This is a genomic window from Acidobacteriota bacterium (assembly GCA_020349885.1).
In the GTDB taxonomy this organism is placed as follows: Bacteria; Acidobacteriota.
On sequence record CP070701.1, the window covers coordinates 13,878 to 39,919 of the forward strand.

Below are 26,042 nucleotides of genomic sequence, written 5' to 3' on the forward strand. Positions count from 1 at the left end.
CCTAGAAAATCCTCACGTCCGTCCAGGCGCCGGAGGCGACCATACTCACGTAGAAATCGGCGAAGCCCACCATGAAAAGGCTCGTCCACGCCCAGAACATGTGGGTTCGGTTCAGGATGCTCACGAGGCTCCACGTCTTGTGTCTCGTGCCGCCGAGAGAGGCGCATGAGAAGCAATCCACGTTACCCCCGATCAGGTGGCGCAGGGCGTGGCATCCGCACACGTACAGAGTGAGAAGGCTCGTGTCCGCGAGAAGCACCAGGCTTCCCACCCCTACGCCGAAGCCGTCGTCGAAGAAGAACGCCAACCCCACGTCATGCCAGTGAAACACCAGCAGGGCGAGAGCGACGTAGAGGAAGTAGCGGTGGAGGTTTTGCAGGACAAAAGGAAACGCCGTTTCCCCCTTGTAGCGGCGCTTCGAGCGCTCGCCAACCGCGCAGGCGGGCGGGTCGAGGAAATACGCGCGGTAGTAAACCTTGCGGAAGTAGTAGCACGTGAGGCGGAAGCCCGCGGGCGCCCACACGATCAGAAACGCCGGCGAGCGCGGAATCCACTCCGGCCAGAACTCGGGAAAGGGGAACTGGGGAGAATAAAAGGGCGATGTGTAGGGCCCCCACTCGTAGTGCATTCCCTGGAACGCCCGCCATGTGGAGTACACGATGAAGAGGAACAGTGCCGTTGCCGTCGCAAGAGGCCCCATCCACCAGAGGTCGCGCCGCAGGGTGACTCCGAAACCGCCTGGAGAGGAAACCGCGCTGGTTGGATTTGTCATAAAGTTGTTGCGTAACCTATCACGCGTCGTGTCGGAGTCTTTTAGGCAAAATCACAAGTATTGAAATAGAGTATAGAACAACTCTTAGGGACATGCAAGTCTTTTTGGCCCGGCCGGCCCGGGAGGGAGGCGGGGAGCCTTGACGGGGTTTGCAATTGCTGCGGGGCTTCGCTATGCTACCTGAGAGGGCCGGGAACCCCGTCCAAGGGGCGGGGCGGATGGCCGCCGGTTTGCGGTGTCGGTGGTGTTATGCTATATTGCACTTTCTAAAATGTAATGAAACAAAGGAGAATTCTTTAAAATGGCGGACGAATCGAAGAAGAAAACGGCGGCCACGGCTCCTCAATTGCAAGGGGGTGAGCCCCAGAGCGACCTCCTCAAAAAGGGAGAGAAATTTCTTGAAATCTACAACATGGGCAAGCAGTTTACCGAGGAGGTGCTGCGCGAGAACGAGAAGCTGCGCTACAAGGTCGCCTCGCTAGAAAGCCGGGTGCAGTCCGGAGGGGGCGACGTTCCGGAAGAAGTCTCGCACCTGCAGAAGAAGCTCGAGCGGGCCGAGGACGAGAAAAAACTCCTCGAGTCCAAGTACCGCGAGGTCGAGAGCGAGAACAAGGACTTCGCCCGCCGCTACCTCGAGATCGAGGAGCAGAACAACAACCTCGCCAACCTCTACGTCGCCTCCTACCAGCTCCACTCGACGCTCGACTTCCAGGAAGTCGTTCAGATCGTCATGGAAATCATCATCAACCTCATCGGCGCCGAGGAGTTCGCGCTGATGCTTCTCGACGAGAAGACGAACGAGCTTTCCGTCGTGGCGCACGAGAGCATGGAAAACTACCCCCGGACGAGCATCTCGATAGGCAAGGGCATCATAGGGACGGTTGCGAGGACGGGCGAGCCGTACTACATCAACCAGGACCCCAAGCACTGCGACGTGGGCTACGAGCACCCGCTGGTGTGCATACCGCTGAAGATCAAGGAGCACGTCATCGGGGTGATAACGCTCTACAAGCTGCTGGTGCAGAAGGACAGCTTCTCGGCGGTGGACTACGAGCTGTTCACGCTGCTTGCGGGGCACGCGGCGACGGCGCTGTTCAGCTCGAAGCTCTACTCCCAGTCGGAGCGCAAGCTCTCCACCATCCAGGGATTTCTCGACCTGCTCACCACCACGTCGGACGAAAAAGGCGAAGAGTAAGTGGCTTCGAATTCCATCACGTTCCTGGTCGTGGAGGACTCGCCCACGATGCGGCAGCTCATTTCGTTTTCGCTGAAGCGTTTCGAGGGGTGCCGGATCGTGGAGGCGGTGGACGGGGTGGACGCGTTGAAGAAACTCTCTACCGACAGCGTGGACATGATAGTGACGGATATCAACATGCCGGTGATGGACGGCCTCAAGCTCGTCAAGCTCGTGCGCGAGAACGACAAGCTGAAGCACCTCCCGATCATCATCATCACGACCGAGGGCGCCGAGGAGGACCGCGAGCGCGGCCTCCAGCTTGGCGCGAACGCCTACATCGCCAAGCCCATCCAGTCTTCCAACCTCATCAAGACCATCACCAGCCTCCTGCCGGCGTAGACCCGCCAGCGCGCCTTGGCGCCGACCGGGAAAGTTTTGCCGCGGGGCTGGACAGGCGACGTAAACAGTAAGGCAGAGGCATAGAGGGGAGCTTCGGCCCACCATTATAAGGAAATTGCGGAACGAATCCCGGTGTCTCAAGCATCAGGGCGGGTCCGACGCGGCGCGCGGCGCCGCTATTTTTTCCGGCGGCGGTAATCGTCGCCCTGCATGCGGACGACCATGCACATCTCGTAGAGGCGCGAGCGGATGCGGGGGCCGACGCGCTCCTCGAGCGTGTCGGACTCGATGGGATCGGAGGGGGTCCGCTTGGACGAGGAGCGTGCGCGGCGGGGAGGGGCGTCCATGAAATTAGTGGTCGCGAGCGTGAGGCGTCCCCGGGTGTAGCGGGTGTTCACGACGAGATAGAGCATGTCGCGCGCCCACTCCGAAAGGCGTGAGGCCCCGAGATCGTCGAGCAGAAGCACCTCGGCGTCGTAGACGGGCGCGAGGATCTCCTGCTCGTGGGGAAGTGCTTCGGCGCGCGGGTCGTACGAGCGGCGGATGCGGGCGAGAAGCTCCGAAAAATCTTCAAAGCGCACCCGGACGCCGAACGTCTCGTGCAGCCGGTTCAGGATGGCCGCCGCCAGGTGCGTCTTTCCGACCCCGGGACTGCCCATGAAGAGGAGTCCCTTCTTCATGGGAAATTGCTTGACAAAGCCCCGGGAGGCCTGAAGCGCGCTCCGAATGTCCTCGCCGAGGCCGGCCGTCTTGAAATTATCGAGGGTGCATCGGGCGAATCGGGGCGGAATGCCCGCCTCTCGAAGCGCGGCCTCGCATGCACGCTCCGTCCGGCACGCGCAGGGACGCACGCGCATGTAGCCGCGCTCGCCCGCTTCTTCCTCGACCCACCCCGTATCCCGGCACCGGGCGCAGCGCCATGAGGCTTCCGCGAATTCCTCGGGTGGCGCCAGTCCCGACGCAAGCGCCGGGGCAAGCGACGCGTCCCTGCGCGCCGCCCCCCCGCCGGGCCGGTCGGAGGGCCCCTCCCGGGCGCGTCCGCCGACCGAAGGCGTTTCGGGTGGGGCAATTGATTTCGGGGTGGTCTTGGCCATGGGGCCTCCACTCAGTTCAAACTGCCGCGCAACTGGAACGCCAGGTGCGAGCGGCGCAGCTTGTTGATCGCGCTTTTCTCGATCTGGCGCACCCGCTCGCGCGACAGGTACATGACCTCGCCGATCTCCTCCAGGGTCATGGCATCTCCCCCGTAGATGCCGAAGCGCAGGCGGAGGACCCTTTCCTCGCGCTCGCTCAGGCGCGCGAGGACCTCCCCGACGCGCGCAATCAGCATGTGGCGAAGCAGAGAGTCCTCGGCCGAGGGCACGGTTTCCTGCTTCAGGCTGTCGAGCAGCGTGAAGCCCGATTCCTCGTCGAGCACCTCGTCGAGCGACTCCTTGCGCATGCCGTAGAGCTCGGTAACCTCTTCGAGCGTCGTGCCCGCGTCTTCGGCAATCTCCTCGAGGGTCGGCTCGCGCTCGCGTTCGGAGCGCAGGGACCTCGCACTACGCGCGATTTGGTGCGAAAGCGCCACCTTGCGGGGCGGAAGCTTGAAGGGTTGTTCGTACTCGCTCAGGGCGCGCAGAATGGACTGGCGAATCCACCACATGGCGTAGGTGACGAAGCGGACGTTTTTCTCCGGATCGAAGCGGCGTGCGGCTTGAATAAGGCCCACGTTTCCTTCGTTAATGAGGTCGTGAAACGAGATGCCCCCGCGGTGGCGGTAGCGCTTCGCCACGGCCACGACGAAGCGCAGGTTGGCCTCGATGAGCTGTCTGAGCGCCTCTTCGTCCCGGCCATGGAAATACCTACCGCCGAGTTCCTTTTCCACCTCCGGCGTGAGCATCGAGATCTCGGAAATTTCCCGGAGGTAAGTTTGGAGCGAGTCGGCGGTGATGCCCTCGTCGTACACCCGCTCGAGAACGCTCCGTTTTTTCTTCGAGGTCGTCCGGGCCTCTCGCCTCCGCGAAGCCTTTGGCAGAGCGTGGGTTGGCGGCTCGCATGGTGTCGCGGAAGAAGCCTTTCGTCTTTCCCGGCTCCGCCGAGCCGGGGCGGGCGAGGTCGCGCCCGCTCGGGTTGACGACGGACGCGGTCCTGGCCGGACAGGCCGGCGGCGTCGGGCGTCTGCCGTCTTTTTTGAGGGCTTCGCCTTAGCCGCGCTCGCCTTTCTTTTCTTTGCCTTGGCCATGGGAAGAAGGGGAAAGGGTGCGCTCTCGGTGTTCGAGCGCGTAATCCTCTCGGTACAAATCCTTGAGCCGCACGAGCGCCTGCGTGAGCGGAGGCTCCATGCGGCGCGCCGCGAATTCCCGCTGCATCCTCTGAAGCAGTTCTTCCACCTCGCGCTGGATCTCGAGCATGCGTCCGCGCATGTTCAGCACGACCTCGACCCCCGCCAGGTTCACGCCCAGGTTTCGCGTCAGGTTCAGGATGAACTCGAGGGTTTCAAGGTCTTCTTCGGAGTAGAGGCGCGTATTGCCCTCGCTGCGGGCGGGGACGAGGAGGTTTTCGCGCTCGTAGAGGCGCAGCGTCTGCGGGTGAATGCCGTAGCGCTCCGCGACCGCGCCGATGGCGTACGCGGCGCCGGAGCGGCCGCGGCGCTCTCCGGAAACCGTGCGTGCACGAGTCTTGGCCTTTGGAGTCGAATCGGCTTTGGCTGCGCGGCGTACCATGGAAGCATCCTCAGTATACCACACCGAGGTCCCGACCTCGACGAAATGTTTTCACGGGCATGCATGAAAGCCCGGCGTTGACAATTCCAATTTTGTCCCCTTACCATGTAGCAAGAGAGGTTCTCATGTCCGGCCAAAACTCACCCCTTTCGTTCGGAGAGGCCCTGCGCCGCGAGCGCGAGGCGCGCGGGGTGTCGCTTGAGGAAATCGCGCGCAAGACGCGGATCTCCAGGCGCCACCTCGAGGCCCTGGAACAGGAACGCTTCGAGAGCCTTCCGGGCCGCGTCTTTGCGAAGGGCTTCGTCCGAGCCTATTGCGAGTGCATCGGCGCGAACGCCGCCGATTTCTTGGAGCGCTGCACCGCGCTTTCGGAACGCCAGGCGGCGGACGACGTCTCCCCGACGGACCGCCGCGCCCAAAGCGACCCGTCCTCCGTAGTCTCGACGCTTGCGTCGATGCGGAGGATGGAACCGCGGAAAGAAGCGTTCCTTTTGTTTGTGGTGCTGGTAGGCCTGGCGCTTGCCGGCGTGGTCCCTGCGGTGTGGTCGGCATTGCGGGCGACGCACCGTCAGACGCCGCCTGCTTCGCCTTCCGTGTCCAGTGAGGTTATTGACCGAACGCCGCAGATTCTGCGGGCCATCGGCGAAGAAACGCTGCTTACGGTCCGTGCCCTGCGCCGCACGCATGTCTACGTGGAGCGGGAAGGGGACGTGTTCCTCGACCGCGAGCTCTTTCCGGGCGAGGAGCGCACGTACCCCCTCGGGCGCGCGTTTTCCCTCCGCGCCGGGTACGCCGCCGCACTCCGGCTGACGGTGGCCGGGAAAGAGCTATCGACGCCGCCCGGACGGAGTGCGTTGTATCTTTACGCCGCAGAAGGTAAATTGGAGTATGGCACAAGCCCTATTAGCGACGCCGCAGCCCTCCATTAATCTTTCGAATCCCATCCTCCAGAGACTGGCCACGGGCCAGGCCGAGGAGCGCATTCGGAGCGCGGGGGCGAAAGGCGCCCTCCCGCTCGACCGCGCCGACCTGGCGCGCTCGTTCTACCTTTTAAGCCGGGATCCTGACAAGGACATCCGCCTCACCCTGAAGAAGACCATCGACACCTACGACGAGGAGATGCTCGCCGCGATGGCGAGCGACAAACGCGTCGAGCCGCCCGTTCTGCATTTTCTGTGCGCCGCGTGCCCGAACCGGACGCGTGTCCTGGAAGAGGTGGTGCTCAACACCAGCGTGGACATCGGAACCGTTCAGTTTCTCGCGCAGAGAGCCGACTCGGACCTCCTCGAGCTCATCAGCATCAACGAGGAACTCCTGATGCGGGCGCAGCCCCTGGTGGAGGCCATGCTCGCGAACCCCGCCCTTACGCCGCGCGTGCGCCTGCGCCTGCGCGAGCTTCAGATCCGCCACTTCGGCCTTAAGACCGACGACAAGGAGTTCGCGCACCTTCAAGCCGAAGCCCAGGCCCAGGAGGAGCGGGAAACCCAAGCCGCGCTCGCCGCACCGCCGCCGCCCGAGGCCGAGGAGATGCTCTCGGAAATCAAGGGCCAGCTCAAGGCGAGGCACGCCGAACCCGAAGAAGAGGACGAGAAAGAGGAGGAGGATCTCTCGACCTACGCAAGAATCAAGGCTATGAACACGGGCCAGAAGATCCTCGCCGCCATACGCGAGGGGCGGGACGCGCGCATGATTTTGGTCCGCGACGCCAACCCCTCCGTGCAGAAAGCCGTTGTCAAGAGCCCCAAGCTTACCGCGTCGGAGGCCGAGATTATTGCCCAGCTGCGGAACGTGTCGGGCGACGTGCTTGCCATGATTTCCGAGAACAAGAAGTTTCGCAAAAGTTATTTCATCGTCCATTCCCTCATTAAGAATCCGCTCACGCCGCAGCACACGTCCATCAATCTCATGCCCATACTCTCGGCCAAAGATCTCCAGGTCGCCCAGACCGACAAAAACATCCCCGAGGCCGTCCGCAAGCAGGCGAAGTTCGTTCATATGCGCAAGACGCAGCCGAAGAAAAAGGCGAAAGTCAAGAAATAACGGGCCATGACTTATTACGAAGTCCTGGACGTTTCCCCGAAGGCGAGCCAGAGCGAGATTTACGAGCGCTACATGAAGCTCATGCGCGAGAATCATCCCGACCGCTTTTCCGACCCTGCGCGGCGGGCGGAAGCCGAAAAATACGTCCAGGCGATCAACGAGGCCTTTAATACGCTGCGCGATTCCGCCGCGCGCGCCAAGTACGACCAAGGGCTTCAGCAGGAAGTGGAGCGAAAAACTCCCGAGGAAGAGGCGCGCGTCTACTTCGGCCGGGGGCAGACGGCGGAGCAGGTCAAGGATTTCCACACCGCCATCGAATGCTACAAGCGCGCCAGCGCCCTCGACGGCAAGGTGGGCAAATACCCCTACCACTTGGCGCGCCTCCAGGAGTCCAACGCCAAATGGCGACGCGACGTAGTGGGAAATTACCAGAAAGCGGTTGCCTTGGAGCCGAAGAATGTGGAATACTACAAAGCGTTTATCAGTTTTTACCAAAAGCAAGGCATGAAGATACGCGCCCAGAAACTCGCCCAGAAGGCCCTGACGCTCGCCCCGCAGGACACCGAACTCCAGAGCATCGCCCAAGGCCCCGAAGCCCCGCAGGAGCGAGGCTTCATGACGGGCGCGTGGTTCAGGAAACCGAAGGACAAGTAAGCAAGGATAGCGTCTGTTTTTTTTCAACGAACGATCCGCCGACCGTCCTGGATTTGTCGACAGGCAAGCCCCGATGAATCGAGGCAAGCTTCGGTCGGGATTAAACCTCTGAAAAAAGCGCCATGAACATCTGCGCCTACGGCACGACGACCGAAGGACTTGTGCGGGAGCATAACGAGGACTGCTTCTTGGTGGACGAGGCGCGGCGGCTCTTCATCGTGGCCGACGGCATGGGAGGCCACGCCGCGGGCGAGGTGGCGTCCCGTCTGGCCGTCGACACGGTGAAGGAATTTCTGGAAAGCGCCGACGAGGAAGCCACATGGCCGTATGAGTCCAATCCGCGCTTAAGCCTGGAGGGCAACAAGCTCGCCCAGGCCATCCGGATCGCCAATCGGCGCGTGCTCGACGAGGTCAAGAAGAACGAGCGCTATCGCGGCATGGGAACGACGCTCGTCGCCTTGACGGTGCGCGCCGACGAGGCGGACAGCGAGCACGCCTACATCGGGCACGTGGGCGACAGCCGCACGTATCGAATCCGCGAGGGCAAGATCGAGCAGCTTACGACCGACCACTCGTGGATCAGCGCCCAGGTGGAAAGCGGCGCCATCTCGACCGAGGCCGCGCGCCGCCATCCCCTGCGGAACGTCATCACGCGCGCTCTCGGAAGCGACGAGGAGGTCGAGGCGGACATCATCGAGTGCGACGTGCAGCCGGGCGACCTGTTCATCCTCTGCACCGACGGTTTGAACACCATGATTTCGGATGAGGAAATTCTTAAACGAGCCCTGGCGGGCGCGGACGATCTGGAAGCTATGTGCAATAAACTCATCGAAGGCGCGAACGAAGCCGGGGGCGAGGACAACACCACCGTGGTCCTGGTGTCTGTGGAGGAAGATGGCCAATGACCGGTGATCGATGCCGGCTGTCCTCATTCTTTGCCGGTCATCAATAATCAATCATTGGTCATCGGTCATTAAAAGCATGACCCGCCTGACGCTCGCCCACAGCCCCGACGCCGACGACGCGTTCATGTTCTACGCGCTCGCGCACGAGAGGGTGCCGACCGACGGGCTCGTGTTCGAGCACGTTCTCGCGGACATCGAAACCCTCAACCGCAAGGCCCTCGAAGGGGCGTACGACATCACGGCGGTCTCGTTCCATGCCTATCCCCGCCTCTCGGAGCGCTACGCGCTCATGCCCCTCGGGGGAAGCGTGGGCCGCGGCTACGGCCCCGTCCTGGTGGCGCGCAATGACGACAAGGCGTTTTCCCCGGCCGGCGCGACGGTGGCCACGCCGGGGGAGATGACGACGGCGCACCTTCTCCTGCGCCTCTACGAGCCCCGCGTGCAAACGGTCGTGATGCCCTTCGACACCATCCTCGACGCCGTGTCCGAGCGGAAAGTCGAAGCGGGCCTTCTCATCCACGAGGGACAGCTCACCTACGCCAAGCACGACCTTGCGAAGGTGGCCGACCTTGGGGCCTGGTGGCTCGACGAGACCAGGCTTCCCCTGCCCCTGGGCGGAAACGTCATCCGGCGAAGCCTTTCCGACGGCGTGCGCGCCAAGGCGGAGCGCGCCATGCGGCTCAGCATCGAGTACGCCCTGGCGCACACGGACGAGGCGCTCGACTACGCCATGCGGTTCGGGCGGGGACTCTCGCGCGAGGCGGGCAAGCGGTTCGTCGCCATGTACGTCAACGGCTACACGCTGGACTACGGAGCGGAGGGGCGCCGCGCCATAAAAACGCTTTTTGACATGGCGCACGAGCGCGGGCTCCTTCCCGCGGTTTCTCTGGACTTTTGATGGCACCCACGCCCAGCGCCGCCGCAAGCCGCGCGCTCCAAGCGGGGGCGCCGCCTACCAGCCTGGAAGAGGCCTACCGCGCCTGCGAGCGTCTGGCGAAAACCCATTACGAGAATTTCCCCGTCGCCTCATGGCTTCTTCCCCTGGAGGAGCGCCGCGCCTTCTGCGCCGTCTACGCCTTCTGCCGCGGGGTGGACGACCTGGGCGACGAGGCGGCGACGGAGCGCCGCCTCGCGCTTCTCGACCGATGGGAGGAAGAGACGCGCGCGGCCTTCCAGGGAACTTCCTCCCACCCGACGTTTGTGGCCTTGGGCGACGTCATAGCTCGATACGACCTCGAGGCGGAGCCTTTCTTGAAGCTCATCGAGGCCAACCGGATGGACCAGCGCCGGAGCCGCTACGCGACCTACGCGGACCTTCTCTACTACTGCGACCACTCGGCCAACCCCGTGGGGCGCATCGTGCTCGCGCTCTACGACCTGCGCGACTCGAGGCGAGGAAAGCTTTCCGACGCCGTCTGCACGGCGCTCCAGCTCGCGAACTTCTGGCAGGACGTGCGCGAGGATTCTTCAAGACGCGGCCGCATCTACATTCCTGAGGAAGATATGCGGCATTTCGGCGTCCGCGAGGAGGCGATTGCGCGGGGCGAGGCGGACGAGCGCTTCGCGGCGCTCATGCGGTTCGAGGTCGAGCGCGCGCGCATGCTCTTCGACGAGGGCGAGCCCCTCGTCGCGGAGGTGCCGCCGAGCCTTTCGGGCGAGGTGCGGCTTTTTCTCCGCGGGGGCCGCGCCGTGTTGCGCGCAATCGAGCGCGCCCGCTACGACGTCCTCCGCGCCCGCCCCGCCGTGCCGCGCTGGAGGAAGATTTTCTGGGTCGCGGCGCTGTGGGGACGGCGGCGTTTCCTCCCCGGCGGATTCCTTGCGAACCCGAGGGTTTCCTCGTGATGAACCTGGCCGACGGCTACCGCCACTGCCGCATCATCGCGAGGAAGAAGGCGCGCAATTTCTATTACGCCTTCCTGTTCCTTCCCCGCCCGAAGCGTGAGGCGCTCTACGCCATCTACGCTTTCTGCCACTCTTGCGACTCCATCGCCGACGGCGAGCTCTCGGTTGACCAGAAGCTCACGATGCTCAACGGCTACCTCGAAGACTTGCGCCGCATCGAGCGCGGCGAGGAGGTGGACGACGCCGTGTTCGTCGCCCTTGCCGACACCATCCGACGCTACCAAATCCCCCGCTCCTATTTCGAGGAACTCGTGGACGGCGTCATGATGGACCTGGGCACGACCTCCTACGCCACGTTCGAGGAGCTTAAAGGCTATTGCCACAAGGTCGCGGGCGTCGTCGGCTTGATGGTGCTCGAAGTCCTGGGCTACCGGAGCGAGGAGGCCAAGCGCCACGCCGAGACGCTCGCGCTCGCCATGCAGCTTACGAACATTCTGCGCGACCTTCGCGAGGACGCCGAGCGGCACCGCGTGTACCTGCCGGAGGAGGACATGCGCCGCTTCGGCTACACGCGGGACGAGCTTTTCCGGTGCGAGACCAACCGCGCCTTCCACGCGCTGATGGAGTTCGAGACGGAGCGCGCGCACCAGTGCTTCCGGGACGCAAACCCCCTCTTTCGGCTAATCCCCCGCCGCGCGCGCTACTGCCCCCGCATGATCGCGGCGCTCTACCTGGGAATCCTCCGAAAAATCGAGCGCTCCCGCTACGACGTTTTCTCCCGGAACATCGGGCTCAACGGCGGGGAAAAGTGGAGCCTCGCCGCGGGCGTCTTCCTGCGCAACGCGCTTCTGCCTTGAGAAAAAAACCGAGACCTTCCGTCCGGCGCCCCAGGGCATGACGAAGCGCCCTCGCGTGCTCGTGGTGGGAGGAGGCGTGGCCGGGATGGCCGCGGCCTGCTCCTTGGCCGACGCCTGTGAGGTCACCCTTCTCGAAAAGAGGCCGTTCCTCGGAGGCCGCGTCTATTCCGTGCGCGACGCGCGGATGGACTGCGCTGTGGACAACGCCCAGCACGTGTTCCTCGGGTGCTTCGAGCGGCTGCGCGGCTTTCTGAAGAAATTGGGGCTGCAAGAGGACGCACACCTTCAGGAAATTTTCCGCCTGCGCCTCTTCACGCCCCGGGGGCAGGTCGTGTTTCACGCCGCGCCCCTTCCGGCGCCACTGCACCTTGCGCCGGCGCTTTTCCGGCTGAAGCCCCTCTCGTGGCGCGAGCGCCTCGCCGTGGCGCGCGCGATGGACCGGATTCGGCGCATGGGCGAGGACGAGGTGCGCGGCTTCGAGGGAAAGAACTTCGGCGAGTGGCTGCGCGCGACGGGCCAGAGTCCCGCCGCCGTGACTTATTTCTGGGATTTCTTTGCGCTCGCGGCCCTCAACGCGCACGTCGACCAGGCCGACGCCGCCGCCGCCTTCTTCGTCTTCCGCAAGGGACTTCTCGAATCGAGAAAATTCTCCTCCGTGGGCTATCTCCTGCGGGGCCAGGAAGCCGTAGGGCGCGCGGCGCGCGCCTACGTCGAATCGCGCGGCGGCCGCGTCCTCACCGAGCGCGGAGCCGCGGCCCTGACGCTCGAGCGCTCCAGCGTCGCGGGCGTGCAGGACGTAACCGACAAGCGGCACACCGCCGACGCATACATTCTGGCTCTTCCCCCGGCGGAGCTCTACGCGCTCGCGCCGCCCTCGCTCCGCACCCTGAAGCCTTTCTCGCATCTCCCCCGCCTTGAAGGTTCTCCCATAGTCGGCGTGCACCTCTGGTACGACCGGCCCGTCGTGGACTTCGACTTCGCCGGCTTCCCCGGCCACCGCCTCCAGTGGGTCTTCAACAAAAGTCGCATCTTCGGAATCCCCTCCCGCGACACTCAGTACCTGAGCGTCGTCCTGAGCTCGGCGCGGGAGTGGCTCGACGCGCCCAAGGAGCGAGCCGTGCAGGCCATGGACGAGGCGATCAAGGAATTTTTTCCCGAAGCGAGGCGCGCGGCGCTCGTGTACTCGCGCGTCGTCAAGGAGCCCGCCGCCACGCTCCTTCCATTTCCCGGCTACCACTGCCTGCGCCCCGCTCCCCGCGCCGGAATCCCGAACCTTCTCCTTGCGGGCGAGTGGACGGCGACGGGCTGGCCCTCATCGATGGAGGGCGCCGTGCGGAGCGGCGAGGCGTGCGCGCGCCTTGTGCTGGAAAGAGATTTCTGTTAACCTTAACTCTTAGGGCTAATTTCCATGTTTATTATTCTTCTTCCAGCCACATTTTTGGTTGCCTTGCTTACCTCTTGGGTTGCTGTTTTGTTTTTCCGAAAACCCATTCAAGGCATCCTCGAAAAAATTATCGATGATCCTATCGCTGCAGCCTGGCACCGCTTCTTGGTGTTTGCCATCTTCGTGGTCGGTGTATCCGCAGGCGTTAAAATATGGAAAATAGAACGGTACATCAAGCCAAAGGGCGACAAGCCGCCTGATCCTTTAAATGTGAACGCATGGATTCTGGAAATATATCGCTCCTTTATCGAAACGCTTCAGGGCATCGCGTGGGCGCTACTTGCATTTTTCGTTATTGCGCTTTTGGCTTATGCAGTGTTGCGCGCTGTAGCGATTTGGACAGAGAAAAGAAAAGTGGAATGATGCAACGAACCTATCCCATCGTATTGGTTCAAGAAGGCCGCAAGTGGTGGGCCTATTTGCCGGACGTGCCGGGCGTATACGGCCTGGGAAAAACGGAAAGAGAAGCCAAGGAAGATCTCTCCCAAGCCCTGCAGCTTTACATTGAGGATGCCCTTGCCGACGGCGACACCATTCCGCAGCCCCGTGCCAAACGAGTGGAGGTGGACGAGGTTCGTATTGCCGTCGGCAAGTAACGGTGGCTACGGCCAAGCAAATCACCCGCTTTCTCAAACGAAAGGGGTTTAAGGAGAAAAGGCAAACCGGCTCCCACTTGGTTTTAAAGAGTCCCGCAACGGGGCACCGTGCCGTTGTTCCTATACATCGAGGTGACTTGCCCAAAGGATTGTTTCTGAGGATATTGAAGGACGCGGGATTCTCCCTAGAAGATTACCTCGAAGAGCGCAAGCCGTGCTTTAAGGCAAAATAGCCGGCCCTGACCGGAGGCGCGGCGGGGCGGCCCGCTTCAAAAAATCAGAACACCCGCTCCCTGCTGCGGGGGTCGAGGGCGTCGCGGAGGCCGTCGCCGAAGAAGTTCATGGCGAAAAGCGTGAGGGCGAGCAGGCCCCCCGGAAACACCACCAGCCACCAGTAAACGCGCAGGGGATTGATGTTCGCCGCGCCCTCGGCCGCGAGCGAGCCCCACGACGCCATGGGCGCCTGCACGCCGAGGCCCAGGAACGAGAGGAACGCCTCGTTCAGCATCACCTGCGGCACGGTGAGCGTGGCGTAGACGATGACGGGGCCCAGGATGTTCGGGATGATGTGCAGGAGCATGATGCGCCGCCCGCTTGCGCCCATGGCGCGCGCACCGTCGATGAATTCCTGCCCCTTGACGTGGAGCACCTGCCCGCGCGTGATGCGCGCCAGCGTGAGCCACTGCACCAGGCCGAGGGCGAGGAAGAGATTGTAGATGTTCCGTCCCAGGTAGAGAACCAGTAGAATCACCATCACGATGTAGGGAAGCGCGTACAAGACGTCCACGACGCGCATCAGGAACTCGTCCGTCTTGCCGCCCACGTAGCCCGAAACGGTGCCGTAGAGCACGCCTACGACCAGCGAGACGGCCGTTGCGATGACGCCCACGGCGAGCGAGACGCGCCCGCCGTGGAGGCAGCGGACGAGGAGGTCGCGCCCCTTGGCGTCGGTGCCGAACCAGTGCTCCGCGCTTGGAGACTCGAACTGCCGTGCGAGATTCTGCTCGTCGTAGGCGTAGGCGGAAAGCCAGGGGCCGGCGATGCATGTCAGCGTCATGAGCACGATAAGCAGCCCGCCCACCATGGATGCCTTGTTGCGCAGGAGGCGCCGCATCGCGTCCTGCCAGAGCGAGCGGGGCTTCCCCGAGCGGCCCTGCTCAAAGGTTTGCGAAGTCGCCTCCACGCGCAACTTTCCTTGCCTGCCGAGTTTCGTTCAGGAGCTTCTGGACGCTTCCGCCTTGCGCCGGAGTTCCTCGCCTACGATGCCCGCCGAGACGACGAATTTGAAGGCGTCCTCGACGGCGTAATCGATCTCCACGGCCGATTCCTTCGGCACCAAAACGAGCATTCCCGACGTGGGATTGGGCGTCGTGGGGATGAAGACCGAGAGCATGCGCTTGCTCGGGGAAAGTCCGGCCGAATCGGGCCGCTCGGCCGCCACGAGGCCCATCGTCCACACGCCCGGCCGCGGGTATTCCACGAGGACCACTTTCTGAAAGCTGCCGCGGTTCGAATCGCGGAAGGTGTCCACGAGCTGTTTTGCGGCCCCGTAAATGCTCTTCACGATGGGCAGTCGGAGCAGGAGCATGTCGAACGCCTCGAGGGCCCGCCGCCCCAGGACGTTCGTGCCCACGAGCCCCAACAGAAAAATGACGAAGAGCGTAAAGATAAGATTCGCGGCTGGAATCACGAAAGCGAACCACCTTTCGTCCTCGAGCCATCCGAGGTCCAGGAGCTGCAGCGCCCCTTTGACAACCGGCGTGCCGGCGCCGCTGAAGAGGTTGAAGAGGAAGGCAACCAGAACGTACGTCACAAAGAGCGGGATCATAATGAGGAGCCCCGCCAGGAAGGTGCGGCGCAGATAGGCCCCGAAAGTTTTTTCTTTTTTCATGGCGATTCCTCCGCGGAAGCCTCGAAATCAATGCGCTTCCAGAATTTTTGCAGGTAATCCGCCCCCGAGGAGAGGCTCAGCAGAAGCACGATCCATAGCCCCGCCTTTCCGGCTATCGGCCCCACAGGCCCAAGCCATGTCTCCCCGAGGATGAGCACGACGAGCGTCGGCGCCTCGGCGAAGGTCTTCGCCTTGCCGAGAAAATGGGCTGGGATGACGAGCCGCTGGCTTGCGGCGATCATGCGAAGGCCCGTGACGGCGAATTCCCTCGCGATAAGCACCACGACCATCCACGCGGACACCCCCCCCAACTGCACGAGCGTGATAAGCACGGCGGAGGTGAGCATCTTGTCGGCGACGGGGTCGAGCAATTTGCCGGTGACCGTCACCTGTCTCCAGCGCCGCGCGAGAAATCCGTCCAGCCAGTCCGTGAGCGCGGCCAGCAGGTAGACGGCGACGCCGTAGACCTCGCGGTTCTCGAATCGAATGAGCAGGATGGCCACGAGCGCCGGAATCAGAAAGATGCGGAAAACCGTAATCGCGTTGGGCAGGTTCATCCGAGTTTTCATTTCCGGATCAGGCCGACCAAAATGGAGCAGATGGGGATCGAACCCACGACCTCCAGACTGCCAGCCTGGCGCTCTCCCAGTTGAGCTACTGCCCCGCAAACAAGTTTCAGAGTTAAGAGTTCCGAGTTGATGAAGAATAACCCTTAAACTCTTTTGGTGGCGCATACGGGAATCGAACCCGTATTACCGCCTTGAGAGGGCGGCGTCCTAACCGTTAGACGAATGCGCCTACGAACCATTTATTGTATCTTGTCGGCGAAGAGACTGTCAACGCGCGACCCGGCGGCGCCCCGGATAGAAGCGGGGCGATTTTTCGGTCGCGGAGGCCCTATTCGTACACATCGATCGTGCTGCGCTGCGACAGCTCGTACAAGAACTCGCTCTTGAGGCGGTCGCGGAGGTCTTCCTCCATCCGGAGGAAAATCTGCGGCCGCATGGCGCTGTACGAGGGCGGCTCCCGGTCCGGATTTTGGGCCTTGAATTTTTCCAACGTGGCGTCGTAGGCGGCGCGGGCGTCCTCTTCCCTAAGGTTGATCTTGTCCTTGAAGACATGCGCTTCAAGAAACTTACTGATCATCACCATGCGCTTCATGTCCCCCATGAAAGCATCCATGGTGATCCCCTGGTGCTTCAGGGCTTTGAGGAAGTGCACCTCTTCGGCGAACTTCATCTTTTCCAGTTGAAGCTGCTTTTCGATTTCCTCGGGTGTCGCCTCGTAGCCGTGCCGCACGGCCTCCTGGTACAGGAGCTCGTTGGCGATGAGCATATCAAGCGTACGGTGGCGATATTCCTCGACCTCCTCCGGCCTCAGCTTGCGCTGCGCACGCAGCTCGCGGTTTTCCACAATGCGGGCGAGGCGCGCCTCGAGCTCGTCACGCGAAATCTCCACCCCGTTTACCCTGGCGACGGCTTCGGCGGGCTCGCCCCGACTCGTCGCGGGCTTGTCCGACCCGGCGGGCTCGTCCCGACTCGTCGCGGGCTTGTCCGCCTCGGCGAGCTTTTCGGGCGCGGGCGCCTGCGCTTCGGGCTCGGTTTTCTTTACCGGCCCTTCGCCCGCGCACCCTGCGCAGGCCGCAGCGAGCAGGAAGACGGCGGCAAGTCCTATAAGGCGCTGGAACACGAAAGGACGCAGTCCCTCACGCAGCGAACACCGCAAGGCGCAACTCGGTCATTTCCTCGATGGCGTAGCGCAGGCCCTCGCGCCCGAAGCCCGAGTCCTTGACGCCGCCGTAAGGCATGGAGTCGACGCGGAACGTGGGCGACTGATTCACCATGACGCCGCCCACCTCGATTTCGGTGAAGGCTTTCCGGGCGCGGTCCAGGTCGCGCGTGAATACGGCGGCCTGAAGCCCGAAGCGCGAGTCGTTCACCATGCGGAGCGCGTCGTCGAAATGTTTATAGGGAGCGAGGGCCGTCACGGGGGCGAACACCTCCTCGCACCACACCTCGCAGGAAGGCTCTACGTTTTCGAGCACCGTCGGCTCGTAAAGGGTGCCCCGGCGCTTTCCGCCCACGAGCACCCGCGCGCCCCTCGAGGCCGCCGCGTTGACCCACTCTTCCGTGCGCTTGGCCGAGTCCTCGTCGATCATGGGGCCGACGATGACCGACTCGTCGTACGGATCGCCCATCTTGGCGCCCTCGCGCACGGCCGCCACGAAGCGTTCGCGGAAGTCCTTGTAAATGGACTCCTGCACCATGATGCGCTGGGTGGAGATGCAGACCTGCCCGGCGTAGCCGTAGCCGGAGAGGATGAGCTGCGACGCGGCCTTCTCCTGGTCGGCGTCGTCGTGGACCACGGTGGCGGCGTTGCCGCCGAGCTCCAGCGTGACGCGTTTTCTCCATGCCTTCTCCTTGAGCGACCAGCCGATTTCCGCCGAGCCCGTGAAGGTCAGCTTCTTTACGCGGTCGTCCCGCGCCATGGCCTCGGCGACCCGGCCCGGCGAGGGCACCACGGCCACGGCGCCCTTGGGAAGGTCGGTCTCCGCCGCCACGCCCGCAAGGAGCACGGCCCCGCCCGGGGTCTGCGAGGCCGGCTTCAGCACTATGGTGTTGCCCGAGGCGAGGGCGGGCACGAGCTTGTGCGCCACGAGGTTGAGGGGGAAATTGAAAGGCGCGATGCCCCCGACCACCCCCAGCGGAAAGCGCCGCATGACGCCCCAGAATCCCTTGGTCTTCTCCGTGGTGTCGAGCGAGATCGATTCGTCGCCCATGCGCTCCGCCTCGACGGCGCCGATGCGGGCGGTATGGACGGCCCGCGCCACCTCGCCGCGCGCGAGCGAGATGGGCTTGCCGGCCTCCTCGACGATGGCGCTAGCGAATTCGTCCCGCTGCTTCTCGATCCCGTCGGCGATCTGGTTCAATATCTTGGAGCGCTGCCATGAGGAGAGACGGCGCATCTCCTCGAAGGCGCCGTGCGCCTGCTCGACGGCGTCGTTTAGGTGCTTCTCGCCGCCCATTTGGCAGCGCGCGACGACCTTGCCGTCGTAGGGGCTCCGAACCTCCTTCACCTTCTCCCCCGCTTGCCACTTTCCTCCGTAATAGAGCTGGTATTCGCGTGACATGACGTAACTCTCCTAAATTGTTAGTTGGAAGTTTGTTGCAGCGTTCGTGCTAGGCTATCAAACGCCCCGGGGAAAAGCAAACTCATCGATCTTCGTGCCCGGGTTCTCGGGTTCGTTAGGGGAGCGAACCTGAGGAAACCTTTTGTTTATGCGCGCTTCCCGGGTTCGTTCCGTAATTTCTTTAAGGGGGCCTGTTTTTGCCCTGATTTTGTCCGCCTGCCTCCCTCGTTACGTGCAGCCGCTTCCGAAGTCCGCAATCAGGGCGTCGAGATCGGCGCCGTCCACGACGCCGCTTGCGTCCACGTCCGAGTCGGCGTTGTAGTACGGGTCGCCGCAGAACTCGCCGAACGCCCGGCCGATGAATCCAAGGTCCATGCCGTCCACGCAGCCGTCGCAGTTAAGGTCGGTGGGGTAGATGGAGCCTGCAGGGGTGCAGCCTGAGGGAGCGCTTGGAATCGCCGGGCAGGCGTCGCACACGTCGCCGATGCCGTCTGAGTCTGCATCCTCTTGCAATGGATTGGGCACCAACGGGCAGTTGTCGCAGGCATCGCTCAATCCATCTCCATCCGTGTCGTCTATCGTCACCGTGTGCGGCGCTGACGTGCTCGTGTCGCAGTCGTTCGACGCGGTAAGCGTCACCGTGTAGGAGCCCTCCGCGGTGTACGTATAACTTGGGTTTTGAAGCGTTGAACTTCCTACGCCGTCACCGAAATCCCACTGCCACGCCGTAGGATTCCCCGTTGAGGTATCCGTAAACGTCACCGGCTGCCCGACGCAGGGACTTGCCGGAGAAAAAACGAGATCGGCTACTATACCCAGGTTCCCCGACGCAACAAGCGCGAAGTATTGCGTGGGGTTTGTCGTCAGGCCGCCCAGGCCGCACGCGTCTGGAACGGTGACGCTGTTAATGGCACCCGCTTTTACCTGAATGCTCCACTCTCCCGGAGTGGGGGTTTCAACAAAAACGTTTTCCACATTGTTTTTGCAATCGTTTTCCTTCGTACAATCGAGAAAGAATCCAGTCGGGTTTTTAGTCGAAAACCTGCCATCAAGTAAGCCGACGTTGCCCAGATACTGGTCGCCGGTCGTAAGATCTGTTACAACCAGGTCGAGGTCGTTGATCAGAGGCGTTTTTGCTGGAAGAGCAGCAGGCGGATCCGCCCACACGAGGGAGATCTTTAGCGATCTGAATGAGTCCATCACCCGAATCGGATAAGAAATGTCCTCACTTGTGCCCAGGGCCGCTTCCTCGTCCACGATGAAATGGCAGTACCCGACCTCGAACGTTCGTTGAAGGTCCGGCGTTCCCCATCCCTGTTGATAACGGTTGCCCTGCGTGAAATCATACTGCCGGGCGTTTGCAATGAGAATGGCCTTCACCGTGGCCGCGTGGGGTACGGCCTTCGATGAATTGTTGCCGAAGTGATCCTTGATATACATCTCATAGACGAGGCCGCCCGCTCCCGCGATGACGGGCGTGGCGGCACTGGTGCCCTTAAACTCGATAAAACACTCTTCTGAGATGGGCCCTGTATTCGTGTAATTCCCGTCGCAGAACCCTGCAGCGTTCACCATATCCGTTGTATGTACACGGTCAAAGGGGCCTACGAGGTCCGGTTTGACCCTGCCCGCAAAGCCTGCGCATACGAGCTCACCACATGTGCAACCGACCTGACAGTCGCACAAAAAACAAGAGGTGAAACACCCTGGCGTTGATTTCATGTGACAGAGATAGCAATCAGCGGGGCCCTGGCCTGCCGCGGAAACCTTCGCAAGAACAGGCTGATAACATCCGGAGGTGGGGTTCCACTCATCGTCCGTCGGATCGGCGGTATCCATGTGACACATTGCGCCTACCGAAATGCCGTTTTTGTTGGCCGCCTCTCGGGACATTATGCTAATGCCGCAATGGCCCTTGTTTCCCATGGCCTGAAACTGCAAGCGATCGTACTCGATAACGAGCCGGTCGATTATCTGCGAATCAATGGAGTAAGCTCCGCTTAGGTCGGTCTGGTAGCCCCAGCTGTGGCTCTGGAAGAGCGCGCCGGCGCCGAAAGCGTTCACGGCCGCGCCGCAGCGTGCGTCGGCTAAAGTAGGAAACGTATAAATAGAATCGAATGCGCCGATTGCTTCGGGCAGCATCCCGCGCGCACCGGGATTCCCCGACCCGTTCCCGAAAAGAATCCCGAAGACAGCCGTTCCGTGACCTGCAGGTGACGCAAGGTTGCTGAAAACAATTGCTCTGTTGTTGTTATCATCGCAGGGAGTCTGCAAGGGGTCACAAAAATCAGGGTGACTCTCATCAAGCCCGCCGTCAAGAACCGCCCCGGCAATCCCTTTTCCCGTAAAGCCGCTTGCGTCCAAAGCCACGGCCCCCATGTACTGCGTATCCCGAATGTTGCTCATAAAGGTGGTCGGCGGCCCGGTTTCTTCGATGAACTCCACCGAAGGAATGAAGGAGATGTCTTTTATGATGGAGGCGTCGACCTCCGCCCGTATGACGAGGTTCGCCGCTCCGGGCTCCCGTTCGCCCTCCCCTTCACAGGGGCCCAGGAAATCCCCGTGGGCCAAATGGCCGCCCGCATCGGCCTGCGAAATCCTTATGGTCTTTGCGTTCTTGGGATTCCTCGGCGGGAAGTGGCAAAGCGTGACCTTGTCGCCTGTCTTGACCGGCACGTCGCCCGGACCAAGGATCGTTCCCCCCAGCGCTTCGACGGCCTCCTTGACTTCCGTTACCGTGGCGTCGGCGTTGCCGAACACCTTTACCGCGATCGTTTGAACTCCCGTGCCTCCGTGAAGCATGCTCTTATAGGCCGGATGATAGTGATCCACGAACCGTACAAATGGCAAGGTTTCCACCACAGCCCTTGTGTCCAAGGCCATCCTGACCAGATAGGCCCGCTTCGGAACGTAGCCCACGAAATCCACGCCAGCGGCAAGCAAATCGTCGCGGGCCTGCACGGTGATGGTTTCGGTAAGCTGGACCAGGTAATAGCTCCGGTGCTCGGTGCACTTCAAATCTTCGGGGATGTCGGGCTCTTCCAAAGGCGGGGTGAAGGTTGTCGCCCGCAGAAGGATGGCGTCCTCGCCGACCTCCGCCTGAAAGCGCGCCGTCTCGTGCGAGAAGGCATTCCCTTTGGAGACAAACGGCCGCTCGCCGCGCGCTTCCGCCTGAAATCCTCGACGCGGGGATTCTTCAGGAAGGCCGCGGTTTTTCCGGGCGGTGCGGATGACTTCGTTCATGTCGAAGGGGACGTTGGCTGTCTCGACTTCCCCCCCGACCTTCGGTGGGTCGGGCAGTCTGGCACATGGAACCTCCTGGACGGCTGAGAGTTTACCTCCCCATACGATCGAGACAGCCGCCAGCGCAGAGCCGACCCACGTCACTGCTCCTTTCATTTCCGGTCTCCTTGCCAACGCTCCATTATAGGTTCTTCGCTCCCGCCCCGGCAAGTCGACCGCGACGGGGCGGCGGCCACGCGGCATGCTTTGCGGACGGGCCTTTGTGGTATACTAGGACGTTTCGGGAATATTAGGAAATCACGGGCAGGGCTCGGGGCAAGCCCGCCAGGGTCGTTAGGGCGGGCAAACCGGCGCTTTTGCAGAGGCGGGGCTGGGCCGGTGCCTTTAGAACCTGCCGGGAATTTCAGCAGAAAACGCGGACGGCTGAGGAAACGACGCAGGAATGCCAAGAAAAGCGATTCTCGATCTTGAATGGTTTACCGTCTCATACCGCTCCATCTACGCGGTTGCGCTGGTGATTCTCGTAATCGTAGGCCTGGCGGGCTACCAGCACTTTTTCTCCAAACCTGGAATCTCGGTGGAGGCTATGCTCAAGAGCCTCGACTTTAAACTCGAGGACCTGGGCGGGCGCGTCAGGCGAAACAAGAATCTGAGCGCCCTGCACGAGGATGCGGTGGAGATCACGAAGACGGCGTGGGAGGCGCTGGCGCGCAACGACTTTTCCGCGGCCGAGGCGAGGGCGGACGATGCCTCTCAAATAGTGGAAGCCATCGAAGAAGAACTCCGCCACATCCAGTCGCGCTACACGGCCCGCATCGTGAGCATGGAGGGCGAGGTCAAGGTCAAACCCGCCGGCGACTTCCGGTGGCTCGGCGCCAAGCGGGGGATGGAGCTGAAGGAGGGCGATAAGGTGAGCGCCGGAGTGCGTGGAAGCGCGGAGATTATTTTCCGAAACGGCGACAAGCAGCTTGTGAGTCCCGGAGGCCTTATCGAAATTTACGAGAGCCGGGTGGATCCTGAAACCTCCGCCGAACGCCTGAGCATCCGCATTTCGGGGGCGGTGACCGAGGTTGCAACCACCGAAAAGCGAAAGGAAGGTTCCTACACCCGCCTGCTCACCGAGCACGCCCTGGTGGAAATCGGGCAGGACGAGGCCCGCCTGCGCGTCCATCCCAAGGAAGAAGAAACCGAGGTGCGCTCGCTCGAAGGCACGGCGCGCGTTCAACAAACCAGCACGGGAGTGGAGCGACAAGTCGGGCCGCGAACGGCAGCCGTGGTGCGCGACCGGGGCAACATTGCCACGCGAGACCTGCCTTCGGCCCCGGCGCTCCTCAGGCCGCCCCATGGACAGCCGTTGATATTTTCCGACCTCGAACAAAGCAGCGTCACGCTGGTCTGGGAAATCGATCCCCGGGTCCACCGCTATCGTTTGATGGTGTCCCATTCCAAGAACTTCACGGCGGCGCTGGTGGACAACAAAGATCTGCGCCCCGACCGTAAAGGCGTCCAGCTCAAAAAGCTGGTGAAAGGGACCTATTACTGGCGGGTGTCGGCGATCGACCGGACGGGGTTTGAAAGCTCGTTCAGCGAAACGCGGTCTTTCCGGATCCTCACCGAGGAGCAGGGAACTTCCGACGAGGCTCCGAAGCTGGAGATTGAACCCAACCCCGTTCAGATGGGGCCGTTCGTTATCCTGAAGGGAAGAACCGACTCGGGCGCATACCTTACCATTAACGAGAGGCGCTTCGACGTTCTCGACGATGGAAGTTTTGAGGCCATTGTCAAACTTGACCGCCTGGGGAAAAACGAACTCAAGGTGATCGTCCAAAGTGCCACGGGAGGGCGCACCGAGCGCACCGCCGTCGTGTTCCTCGAACAATGACTCTGCCCGTCCTTTATGTTTTCCATGCGGAGAAAACGAGACTGGGAAACCTCGAGACTTCCCTGAGGGCGCTGGGCTACACGCCCCAGCGTGTGCCCGCCCGGGCGGCGGCGCTCCGCGACGCCCTGGCCAAGACGCAGGACTCGCCGTGCGCGCTTCTTATCGAGACCGAGCACCCCACAGCGTCTCTGGTCAAGCGGCTGCAAAAGGCCGAGCCGCGCGGTGCGGCGTTTTGGTTTCATGACCGCCCCTCGCGCTCCCTTCCCGGGGCGTTTGAACCTTCCCAGGTGTTTCTTCCCTCCGACGACGGGGCGGCGATCGAGCATACGATACGGGCCCGGCAGGAGCTCTGCGAGCTGCGGCAGAAACTCCAGGAGGTGCGCGCGTACCACGCCGAAGAGGCGCGCTACCGCGAAATTCTCACGGACGTCATCCATGCGGCCAATTCGTCGCTCGAGATCGACGTCGTGCTCGAAGTGGTCATGAACAAGATTCGTTCCCTCATCCAGGCGGAAGGCTGGTCCATCCTGCTTGCGACGGAAGACAAGCAACTCGTCTTCAAACGGGTATTGGGCCCCAAGGGGGACTGCCTTATCAACGAACCTCTAAAGCCGGGCCAGGGCATCGCCGGCTGGGTCGTCGAGCGCCAGGAGCCGGCTCTCATCAACGACGTGGTCAACGATCCCCGCTTCGAGCCGAGTTTTGATAAAAAGACGGGCTTTCACACGCGCTCGATGCTCTGCGCGCCGCTCGTAAGCCGCGGCAAGACGATCGGGGCCGTGGAAGTCCTCAACAAGAAGGCGCGGGACGGCTTTACCCAGAACGACCTCGCCATGCTCTGCACGCTGCTCGAGCCCGCCTCCGTCGCGATTGAGAACGCCCTTCTTTTCGAGGAGGTGCGCCGCCTTACGGTGACCGACGATCTCACTCGCCTCTACAACAGCCGCTACTTTAACGATGTGCTGGAGCGCGAGATTGGCCGCTCGAAGCGCCACAACAATGCCGTGTCTCTCGTCTTTTTGGACCTGGACAATTTCAAGACGGTCAACGACCGCTTCGGCCACCTGGCCGGAAGCCGAACGCTCTGCGAGGTCGGCCGCATCCTCCAGGAGGCGGCGCGGGTGAGCGACGTGGTCTGCCGCTACGGGGGCGACGAGTTCACCATGGTACTTCCCCAAACGGACGAGGAGGGCGGGAAGAGCATTGCGGAGCGCGCGCGCAAGCTCATCGAGGATGCCACTCTTCTTCAGAGCATGGACCTCGCCGTTCGCATTACCGCGAGCTTCGGGGTGGCCTCGTATCCCACCCATGTGTCCTCGCGCGTCGAGCTCGTTCAGGCCGCCGACGCCGCGATGTATTACGTCAAACTCAACGGGAAAAACGGGGTCGCCGTCGCCCCGACAGGACAGCCCGCCGTGACACAGCCTTAATCCAAAAGGAGAATTTTCCAGACCCATGTTCCTGCGTTCGCTCATGAGCCTTTTCTCGAACGATCTGGCCATTGACCTGGGCACGGCCAACACGCTGGTGTACGTCAAGGGCAAGGGGATCGTCTTGCGCGAGCCCTCGATCGTGGCCGTCAACAAGAACACGAACAAGGTGGAGGCCGAGGGAAGAGAGGCCAAGGAGATGGTGGGCCGGACACCCGGCAACATCGTCGCCATTCGCCCGATGAAGGACGGCGTCATCGCCGATTTCGAGATTACGGAGCGCATGCTCGAATACTTCATTCGGAAAGCGCATAACCGCAACTTCGGCGTTCGGCCGAGAATCGTCATCGGCGTCCCGTCCGGAATCACGCAGGTCGAGAAGCGCGCGGTCAGAGACGCCGCCGAGCGCGCCAAGGCGGCCGAAGTGTTCCTGGTCGAGCAGGCCGTGGCCGCCGCCATCGGGGCCGGGCTTCCCATCACGGAGCCGTCGGGGAACATGATCGTGGACATCGGGGGAGGGACGACCGACGTGGCCGTGATCTCGCTCGCGGGAATCGTCTACAGCCGCTCGGTGCGCATCGCCGGAAACGAGATGGACGAGGCCATCATCAACTACATTAAACGCAAATACAACCTGCTGCTCGGGGAGCGCACGGCGGAGAGCATCAAGATTAGCATAGGCTCGGCGTTTCCTTTGGAAGAGGAACAGACGATGGAAATCAAGGGGCGCGACCTTATGGACGGCATTCCCAAAACGCTTGTCGTCTCGGACGAGGAGATTCGGGAGGCCCTGGCCGAGCCGGTCAACGCCATTGTGGACGCCGTGCGCCAAGCGCTTGAGCGCACGCCTCCCGAGCTCTCGGCGGACATCATCGACAAGGGCATCGTGCTCTCGGGAGGCGCATCCCTGCTGCGCAACCTCGACAAGCGGCTGCGCGAGGAGACAAACCTTCCCGTAACCCTCGCCGACGACCCGCTTTCGTCGGTTGTGCTGGGAACGGGGGCGATGCTGACCGATTTTCCCTTATTGCGCAAAGTTTCCCTTTCCTAGGGCCGCAAGGCCGCTTTTCGCGAT

Annotated in this window: 26 protein-coding genes and 2 tRNA genes; 16 read left to right on the top strand and 12 right to left on the bottom strand. The window is 62.4% G+C overall.

The features are described 5' to 3' along the window. Nucleotide 1: 1 nt before the first annotated feature. Nucleotides 2–772, bottom strand: coding sequence for a succinate dehydrogenase (locus tag JSV08_00080; GenBank protein ID UCF80863.1), 771 nt, complete (start codon nt 770–772; stop codon nt 2–4). A gap of 301 nt (nt 773–1,073) precedes the next feature. Here JSV08_00080 and JSV08_00085 point away from each other — a divergent pair, with 301 nt between their 5' ends. After that, complete coding sequence (locus tag JSV08_00085; protein UCF80864.1) at nt 1,074–1,967, top strand: GAF domain-containing protein; 894 nt, start codon at nt 1,074–1,076, stop codon at nt 1,965–1,967. A gap of 48 nt (nt 1,968–2,015) precedes the next feature. Beyond that, entirely contained in the window at nt 2,016–2,348 is a 333-nt protein-coding gene (locus tag JSV08_00090) for a response regulator (protein UCF81799.1), read from the top strand. 176 nt (nt 2,349–2,524) lie between these two features. Here JSV08_00090 and JSV08_00095 read toward each other — a convergent pair whose 3' ends face one another. From JSV08_00095 to JSV08_00105, 3 genes are all read right to left on the bottom strand, one after another. Then, nucleotides 2,525–3,442, bottom strand: coding sequence for an ATP-binding protein (locus tag JSV08_00095; protein UCF80865.1), 918 nt, complete (start codon nt 3,440–3,442; stop codon nt 2,525–2,527). An 11-nt stretch (nt 3,443–3,453) separates the two neighbouring features. Continuing rightward, nucleotides 3,454–4,296, bottom strand: coding sequence for an RNA polymerase sigma factor RpoD/SigA (locus JSV08_00100; GenBank protein ID UCF80866.1), 843 nt, complete (start codon nt 4,294–4,296; stop codon nt 3,454–3,456). Between the two features lie 238 nt (nt 4,297–4,534). Beyond that, nucleotides 4,535–5,053: a helix-turn-helix transcriptional regulator gene (locus JSV08_00105; GenBank protein UCF80867.1), complete on the bottom strand. Its 519-nt coding sequence runs from the start codon at nt 5,051–5,053 to the stop codon at nt 4,535–4,537. A 125-nt stretch (nt 5,054–5,178) separates the two neighbouring features. Here JSV08_00105 and JSV08_00110 point away from each other — a divergent pair, with 125 nt between their 5' ends. The 11 genes from JSV08_00110 to JSV08_00160 all read left to right on the top strand — a co-directional run bounded on the left by JSV08_00110 (nt 5,179) and on the right by JSV08_00160 (nt 13,624). After that, the gene (locus JSV08_00110; protein ID UCF80868.1) at nt 5,179–5,982 is read left to right on the top strand and encodes a helix-turn-helix domain-containing protein; all 804 of its coding nucleotides are present in this window, start codon (nt 5,179–5,181) and stop codon (nt 5,980–5,982) included. Next, on the top strand, nt 5,942–7,093 hold the full coding sequence (locus JSV08_00115; protein UCF80869.1) for a hypothetical protein: 1,152 nt from the start codon (nt 5,942–5,944) through the stop codon (nt 7,091–7,093). The genes JSV08_00110 and JSV08_00115 overlap by 41 nt, the downstream gene beginning before the upstream one ends. Before the next feature lie 6 nt (nt 7,094–7,099). After that, the gene (locus JSV08_00120; GenBank protein UCF80870.1) at nt 7,100–7,747 is read left to right on the top strand and encodes a DnaJ domain-containing protein; all 648 of its coding nucleotides are present in this window, start codon (nt 7,100–7,102) and stop codon (nt 7,745–7,747) included. 122 nt (nt 7,748–7,869) lie between these two features. Then, nucleotides 7,870–8,652 carry a Stp1/IreP family PP2C-type Ser/Thr phosphatase gene (locus JSV08_00125; GenBank protein ID UCF80871.1) on the top strand — a complete coding sequence of 261 codons (783 nt, stop codon included), beginning with the start codon at nt 7,870–7,872 and terminating at the stop codon, nt 8,650–8,652. 76 nt (nt 8,653–8,728) lie between these two features. Further along, the gene (locus JSV08_00130) at nt 8,729–9,550 is read left to right on the top strand and encodes an ABC transporter substrate-binding protein (protein UCF80872.1); all 822 of its coding nucleotides are present in this window, start codon (nt 8,729–8,731) and stop codon (nt 9,548–9,550) included. Continuing rightward, nucleotides 9,550–10,494 (top strand): squalene synthase HpnC, encoded by a 945-nt coding sequence (gene hpnC, locus JSV08_00135; GenBank protein UCF80873.1) that lies wholly within the window; start codon nt 9,550–9,552, stop codon nt 10,492–10,494. Before JSV08_00130 ends, hpnC begins: the two co-directional genes overlap by 1 nt. Then, nucleotides 10,491–11,351 (top strand): phytoene/squalene synthase family protein, encoded by an 861-nt coding sequence (locus tag JSV08_00140; protein ID UCF80874.1) that lies wholly within the window; start codon nt 10,491–10,493, stop codon nt 11,349–11,351. Before hpnC ends, JSV08_00140 begins: the two co-directional genes overlap by 4 nt. Before the next feature lie 37 nt (nt 11,352–11,388). Continuing rightward, nucleotides 11,389–12,735, top strand: a complete 1,347-nt coding sequence (locus tag JSV08_00145) for an FAD-dependent oxidoreductase (protein ID UCF80875.1) — start codon at nt 11,389–11,391, stop codon at nt 12,733–12,735. 24 nt (nt 12,736–12,759) lie between these two features. Continuing rightward, complete coding sequence (locus tag JSV08_00150) at nt 12,760–13,158, top strand: hypothetical protein (protein UCF80876.1); 399 nt, start codon at nt 12,760–12,762, stop codon at nt 13,156–13,158. Continuing rightward, nucleotides 13,155–13,391, top strand: a complete 237-nt coding sequence (locus JSV08_00155) for a type II toxin-antitoxin system HicB family antitoxin (GenBank protein ID UCF80877.1) — start codon at nt 13,155–13,157, stop codon at nt 13,389–13,391. The genes JSV08_00150 and JSV08_00155 overlap by 4 nt, the downstream gene beginning before the upstream one ends. A gap of 2 nt (nt 13,392–13,393) precedes the next feature. Next, the gene (locus tag JSV08_00160; protein UCF80878.1) at nt 13,394–13,624 is read left to right on the top strand and encodes a type II toxin-antitoxin system HicA family toxin; all 231 of its coding nucleotides are present in this window, start codon (nt 13,394–13,396) and stop codon (nt 13,622–13,624) included. Nucleotides 13,625–13,668: 44 nt separating this feature from the next. On the opposite strand, the gene JSV08_00165 is transcribed toward JSV08_00160, so the two are convergent. The 8 genes from JSV08_00165 to JSV08_00200 all read right to left on the bottom strand — a co-directional run bounded on the left by JSV08_00165 (nt 13,669) and on the right by JSV08_00200 (nt 21,811). Further along, nucleotides 13,669–14,505: an ABC transporter permease gene (locus JSV08_00165; GenBank protein UCF81800.1), complete on the bottom strand. Its 837-nt coding sequence runs from the start codon at nt 14,503–14,505 to the stop codon at nt 13,669–13,671. A 99-nt stretch (nt 14,506–14,604) separates the two neighbouring features. Continuing rightward, nucleotides 14,605–15,282: a DUF502 domain-containing protein gene (locus JSV08_00170; GenBank protein UCF80879.1), complete on the bottom strand. Its 678-nt coding sequence runs from the start codon at nt 15,280–15,282 to the stop codon at nt 14,605–14,607. Then, a complete protein-coding gene (gene pgsA, locus JSV08_00175) occupies nt 15,279–15,839 on the bottom strand; it encodes a CDP-diacylglycerol--glycerol-3-phosphate 3-phosphatidyltransferase (GenBank protein UCF80880.1) in 561 nt (186 codons plus the stop codon). Before pgsA ends, JSV08_00170 begins: the two co-directional genes overlap by 4 nt. Nucleotides 15,840–15,873: 34 nt before the next feature. Continuing rightward, nucleotides 15,874–15,946 (bottom strand) — tRNA-Ala (locus tag JSV08_00180). A gap of 59 nt (nt 15,947–16,005) precedes the next feature. Continuing rightward, nucleotides 16,006–16,080, bottom strand: a tRNA-Glu gene (locus tag JSV08_00185). Nucleotides 16,081–16,179: 99 nt separating this feature from the next. Further along, entirely contained in the window at nt 16,180–16,971 is a 792-nt protein-coding gene (locus JSV08_00190) for a SurA N-terminal domain-containing protein (protein ID UCF80881.1), read from the bottom strand. A gap of 16 nt (nt 16,972–16,987) precedes the next feature. Further along, nucleotides 16,988–18,412 carry an aldehyde dehydrogenase family protein gene (locus tag JSV08_00195; protein UCF80882.1) on the bottom strand — a complete coding sequence of 475 codons (1,425 nt, stop codon included), beginning with the start codon at nt 18,410–18,412 and terminating at the stop codon, nt 16,988–16,990. A gap of 228 nt (nt 18,413–18,640) precedes the next feature. Further along, the gene (locus tag JSV08_00200) at nt 18,641–21,811 is read right to left on the bottom strand and encodes a S8 family serine peptidase (GenBank protein UCF80883.1); all 3,171 of its coding nucleotides are present in this window, start codon (nt 21,809–21,811) and stop codon (nt 18,641–18,643) included. Nucleotides 21,812–22,097: 286 nt separating this feature from the next. Here JSV08_00200 and JSV08_00205 point away from each other — a divergent pair, with 286 nt between their 5' ends. From JSV08_00205 to JSV08_00215, 3 genes are read left to right on the top strand one after another with little or no spacing between them, the layout of a single operon-like run. Next, nucleotides 22,098–23,537 carry a fibronectin type III domain-containing protein gene (locus tag JSV08_00205; GenBank protein ID UCF80884.1) on the top strand — a complete coding sequence of 480 codons (1,440 nt, stop codon included), beginning with the start codon at nt 22,098–22,100 and terminating at the stop codon, nt 23,535–23,537. After that, nucleotides 23,534–24,967 (top strand): sensor domain-containing diguanylate cyclase, encoded by a 1,434-nt coding sequence (locus tag JSV08_00210; protein ID UCF80885.1) that lies wholly within the window; start codon nt 23,534–23,536, stop codon nt 24,965–24,967. The genes JSV08_00205 and JSV08_00210 overlap by 4 nt, the downstream gene beginning before the upstream one ends. 25 nt (nt 24,968–24,992) lie before the next feature. Beyond that, complete coding sequence (locus JSV08_00215; GenBank protein UCF80886.1) at nt 24,993–26,018, top strand: rod shape-determining protein; 1,026 nt, start codon at nt 24,993–24,995, stop codon at nt 26,016–26,018. Nucleotides 26,019–26,042 lie beyond the last annotated feature (24 nt).

Excerpts from the sequence above, each read along its gene's own strand:
- JSV08_00195 (UCF80882.1), bottom strand. The coding sequence starts at position 18,412 with ATGTCACGCGAATACCAGCTCTATTACGGAGGAAAGTGGCAAGCGGGG.
- JSV08_00210 (UCF80885.1), top strand. The coding sequence starts at position 23,534 with ATGACTCTGCCCGTCCTTTATGTTTTCCATGCGGAGAAAACGAGACTG.
- JSV08_00165 (UCF81800.1), bottom strand. The coding sequence starts at position 14,505 with ATGCGGCGCCTCCTGCGCAACAAGGCATCCATGGTGGGCGGGCTGCTT.
- JSV08_00170 (UCF80879.1), bottom strand. The coding sequence starts at position 15,282 with ATGAAAAAAGAAAAAACTTTCGGGGCCTATCTGCGCCGCACCTTCCTG.
- JSV08_00120 (UCF80870.1), top strand. The coding sequence starts at position 7,100 with ATGACTTATTACGAAGTCCTGGACGTTTCCCCGAAGGCGAGCCAGAGC.
- JSV08_00200 (UCF80883.1), bottom strand. The coding sequence starts at position 21,811 with ATGAAAGGAGCAGTGACGTGGGTCGGCTCTGCGCTGGCGGCTGTCTCG.
- JSV08_00130 (UCF80872.1), top strand. The coding sequence starts at position 8,729 with ATGACCCGCCTGACGCTCGCCCACAGCCCCGACGCCGACGACGCGTTC.
- JSV08_00095 (UCF80865.1), bottom strand. The coding sequence starts at position 3,442 with ATGGCCAAGACCACCCCGAAATCAATTGCCCCACCCGAAACGCCTTCG.
- JSV08_00085 (UCF80864.1), top strand. The coding sequence starts at position 1,074 with ATGGCGGACGAATCGAAGAAGAAAACGGCGGCCACGGCTCCTCAATTG.
- JSV08_00125 (UCF80871.1), top strand. The coding sequence starts at position 7,870 with ATGAACATCTGCGCCTACGGCACGACGACCGAAGGACTTGTGCGGGAG.
- JSV08_00150 (UCF80876.1), top strand. The coding sequence starts at position 12,760 with ATGTTTATTATTCTTCTTCCAGCCACATTTTTGGTTGCCTTGCTTACC.
- JSV08_00090 (UCF81799.1), top strand. The coding sequence starts at position 2,016 with ATGCGGCAGCTCATTTCGTTTTCGCTGAAGCGTTTCGAGGGGTGCCGG.
- pgsA (UCF80880.1), bottom strand. The coding sequence starts at position 15,839 with ATGAACCTGCCCAACGCGATTACGGTTTTCCGCATCTTTCTGATTCCG.
- hpnC (UCF80873.1), top strand. The coding sequence starts at position 9,550 with ATGGCACCCACGCCCAGCGCCGCCGCAAGCCGCGCGCTCCAAGCGGGG.
- JSV08_00215 (UCF80886.1), top strand. The coding sequence starts at position 24,993 with ATGTTCCTGCGTTCGCTCATGAGCCTTTTCTCGAACGATCTGGCCATT.
- JSV08_00205 (UCF80884.1), top strand. The coding sequence starts at position 22,098 with ATGCCAAGAAAAGCGATTCTCGATCTTGAATGGTTTACCGTCTCATAC.
- JSV08_00110 (UCF80868.1), top strand. The coding sequence starts at position 5,179 with ATGTCCGGCCAAAACTCACCCCTTTCGTTCGGAGAGGCCCTGCGCCGC.
- JSV08_00155 (UCF80877.1), top strand. The coding sequence starts at position 13,155 with ATGATGCAACGAACCTATCCCATCGTATTGGTTCAAGAAGGCCGCAAG.
- JSV08_00145 (UCF80875.1), top strand. The coding sequence starts at position 11,389 with ATGACGAAGCGCCCTCGCGTGCTCGTGGTGGGAGGAGGCGTGGCCGGG.
- JSV08_00105 (UCF80867.1), bottom strand. The coding sequence starts at position 5,053 with ATGGTACGCCGCGCAGCCAAAGCCGATTCGACTCCAAAGGCCAAGACT.
- JSV08_00080 (UCF80863.1), bottom strand. The coding sequence starts at position 772 with ATGACAAATCCAACCAGCGCGGTTTCCTCTCCAGGCGGTTTCGGAGTC.
- JSV08_00115 (UCF80869.1), top strand. The coding sequence starts at position 5,942 with ATGGCACAAGCCCTATTAGCGACGCCGCAGCCCTCCATTAATCTTTCG.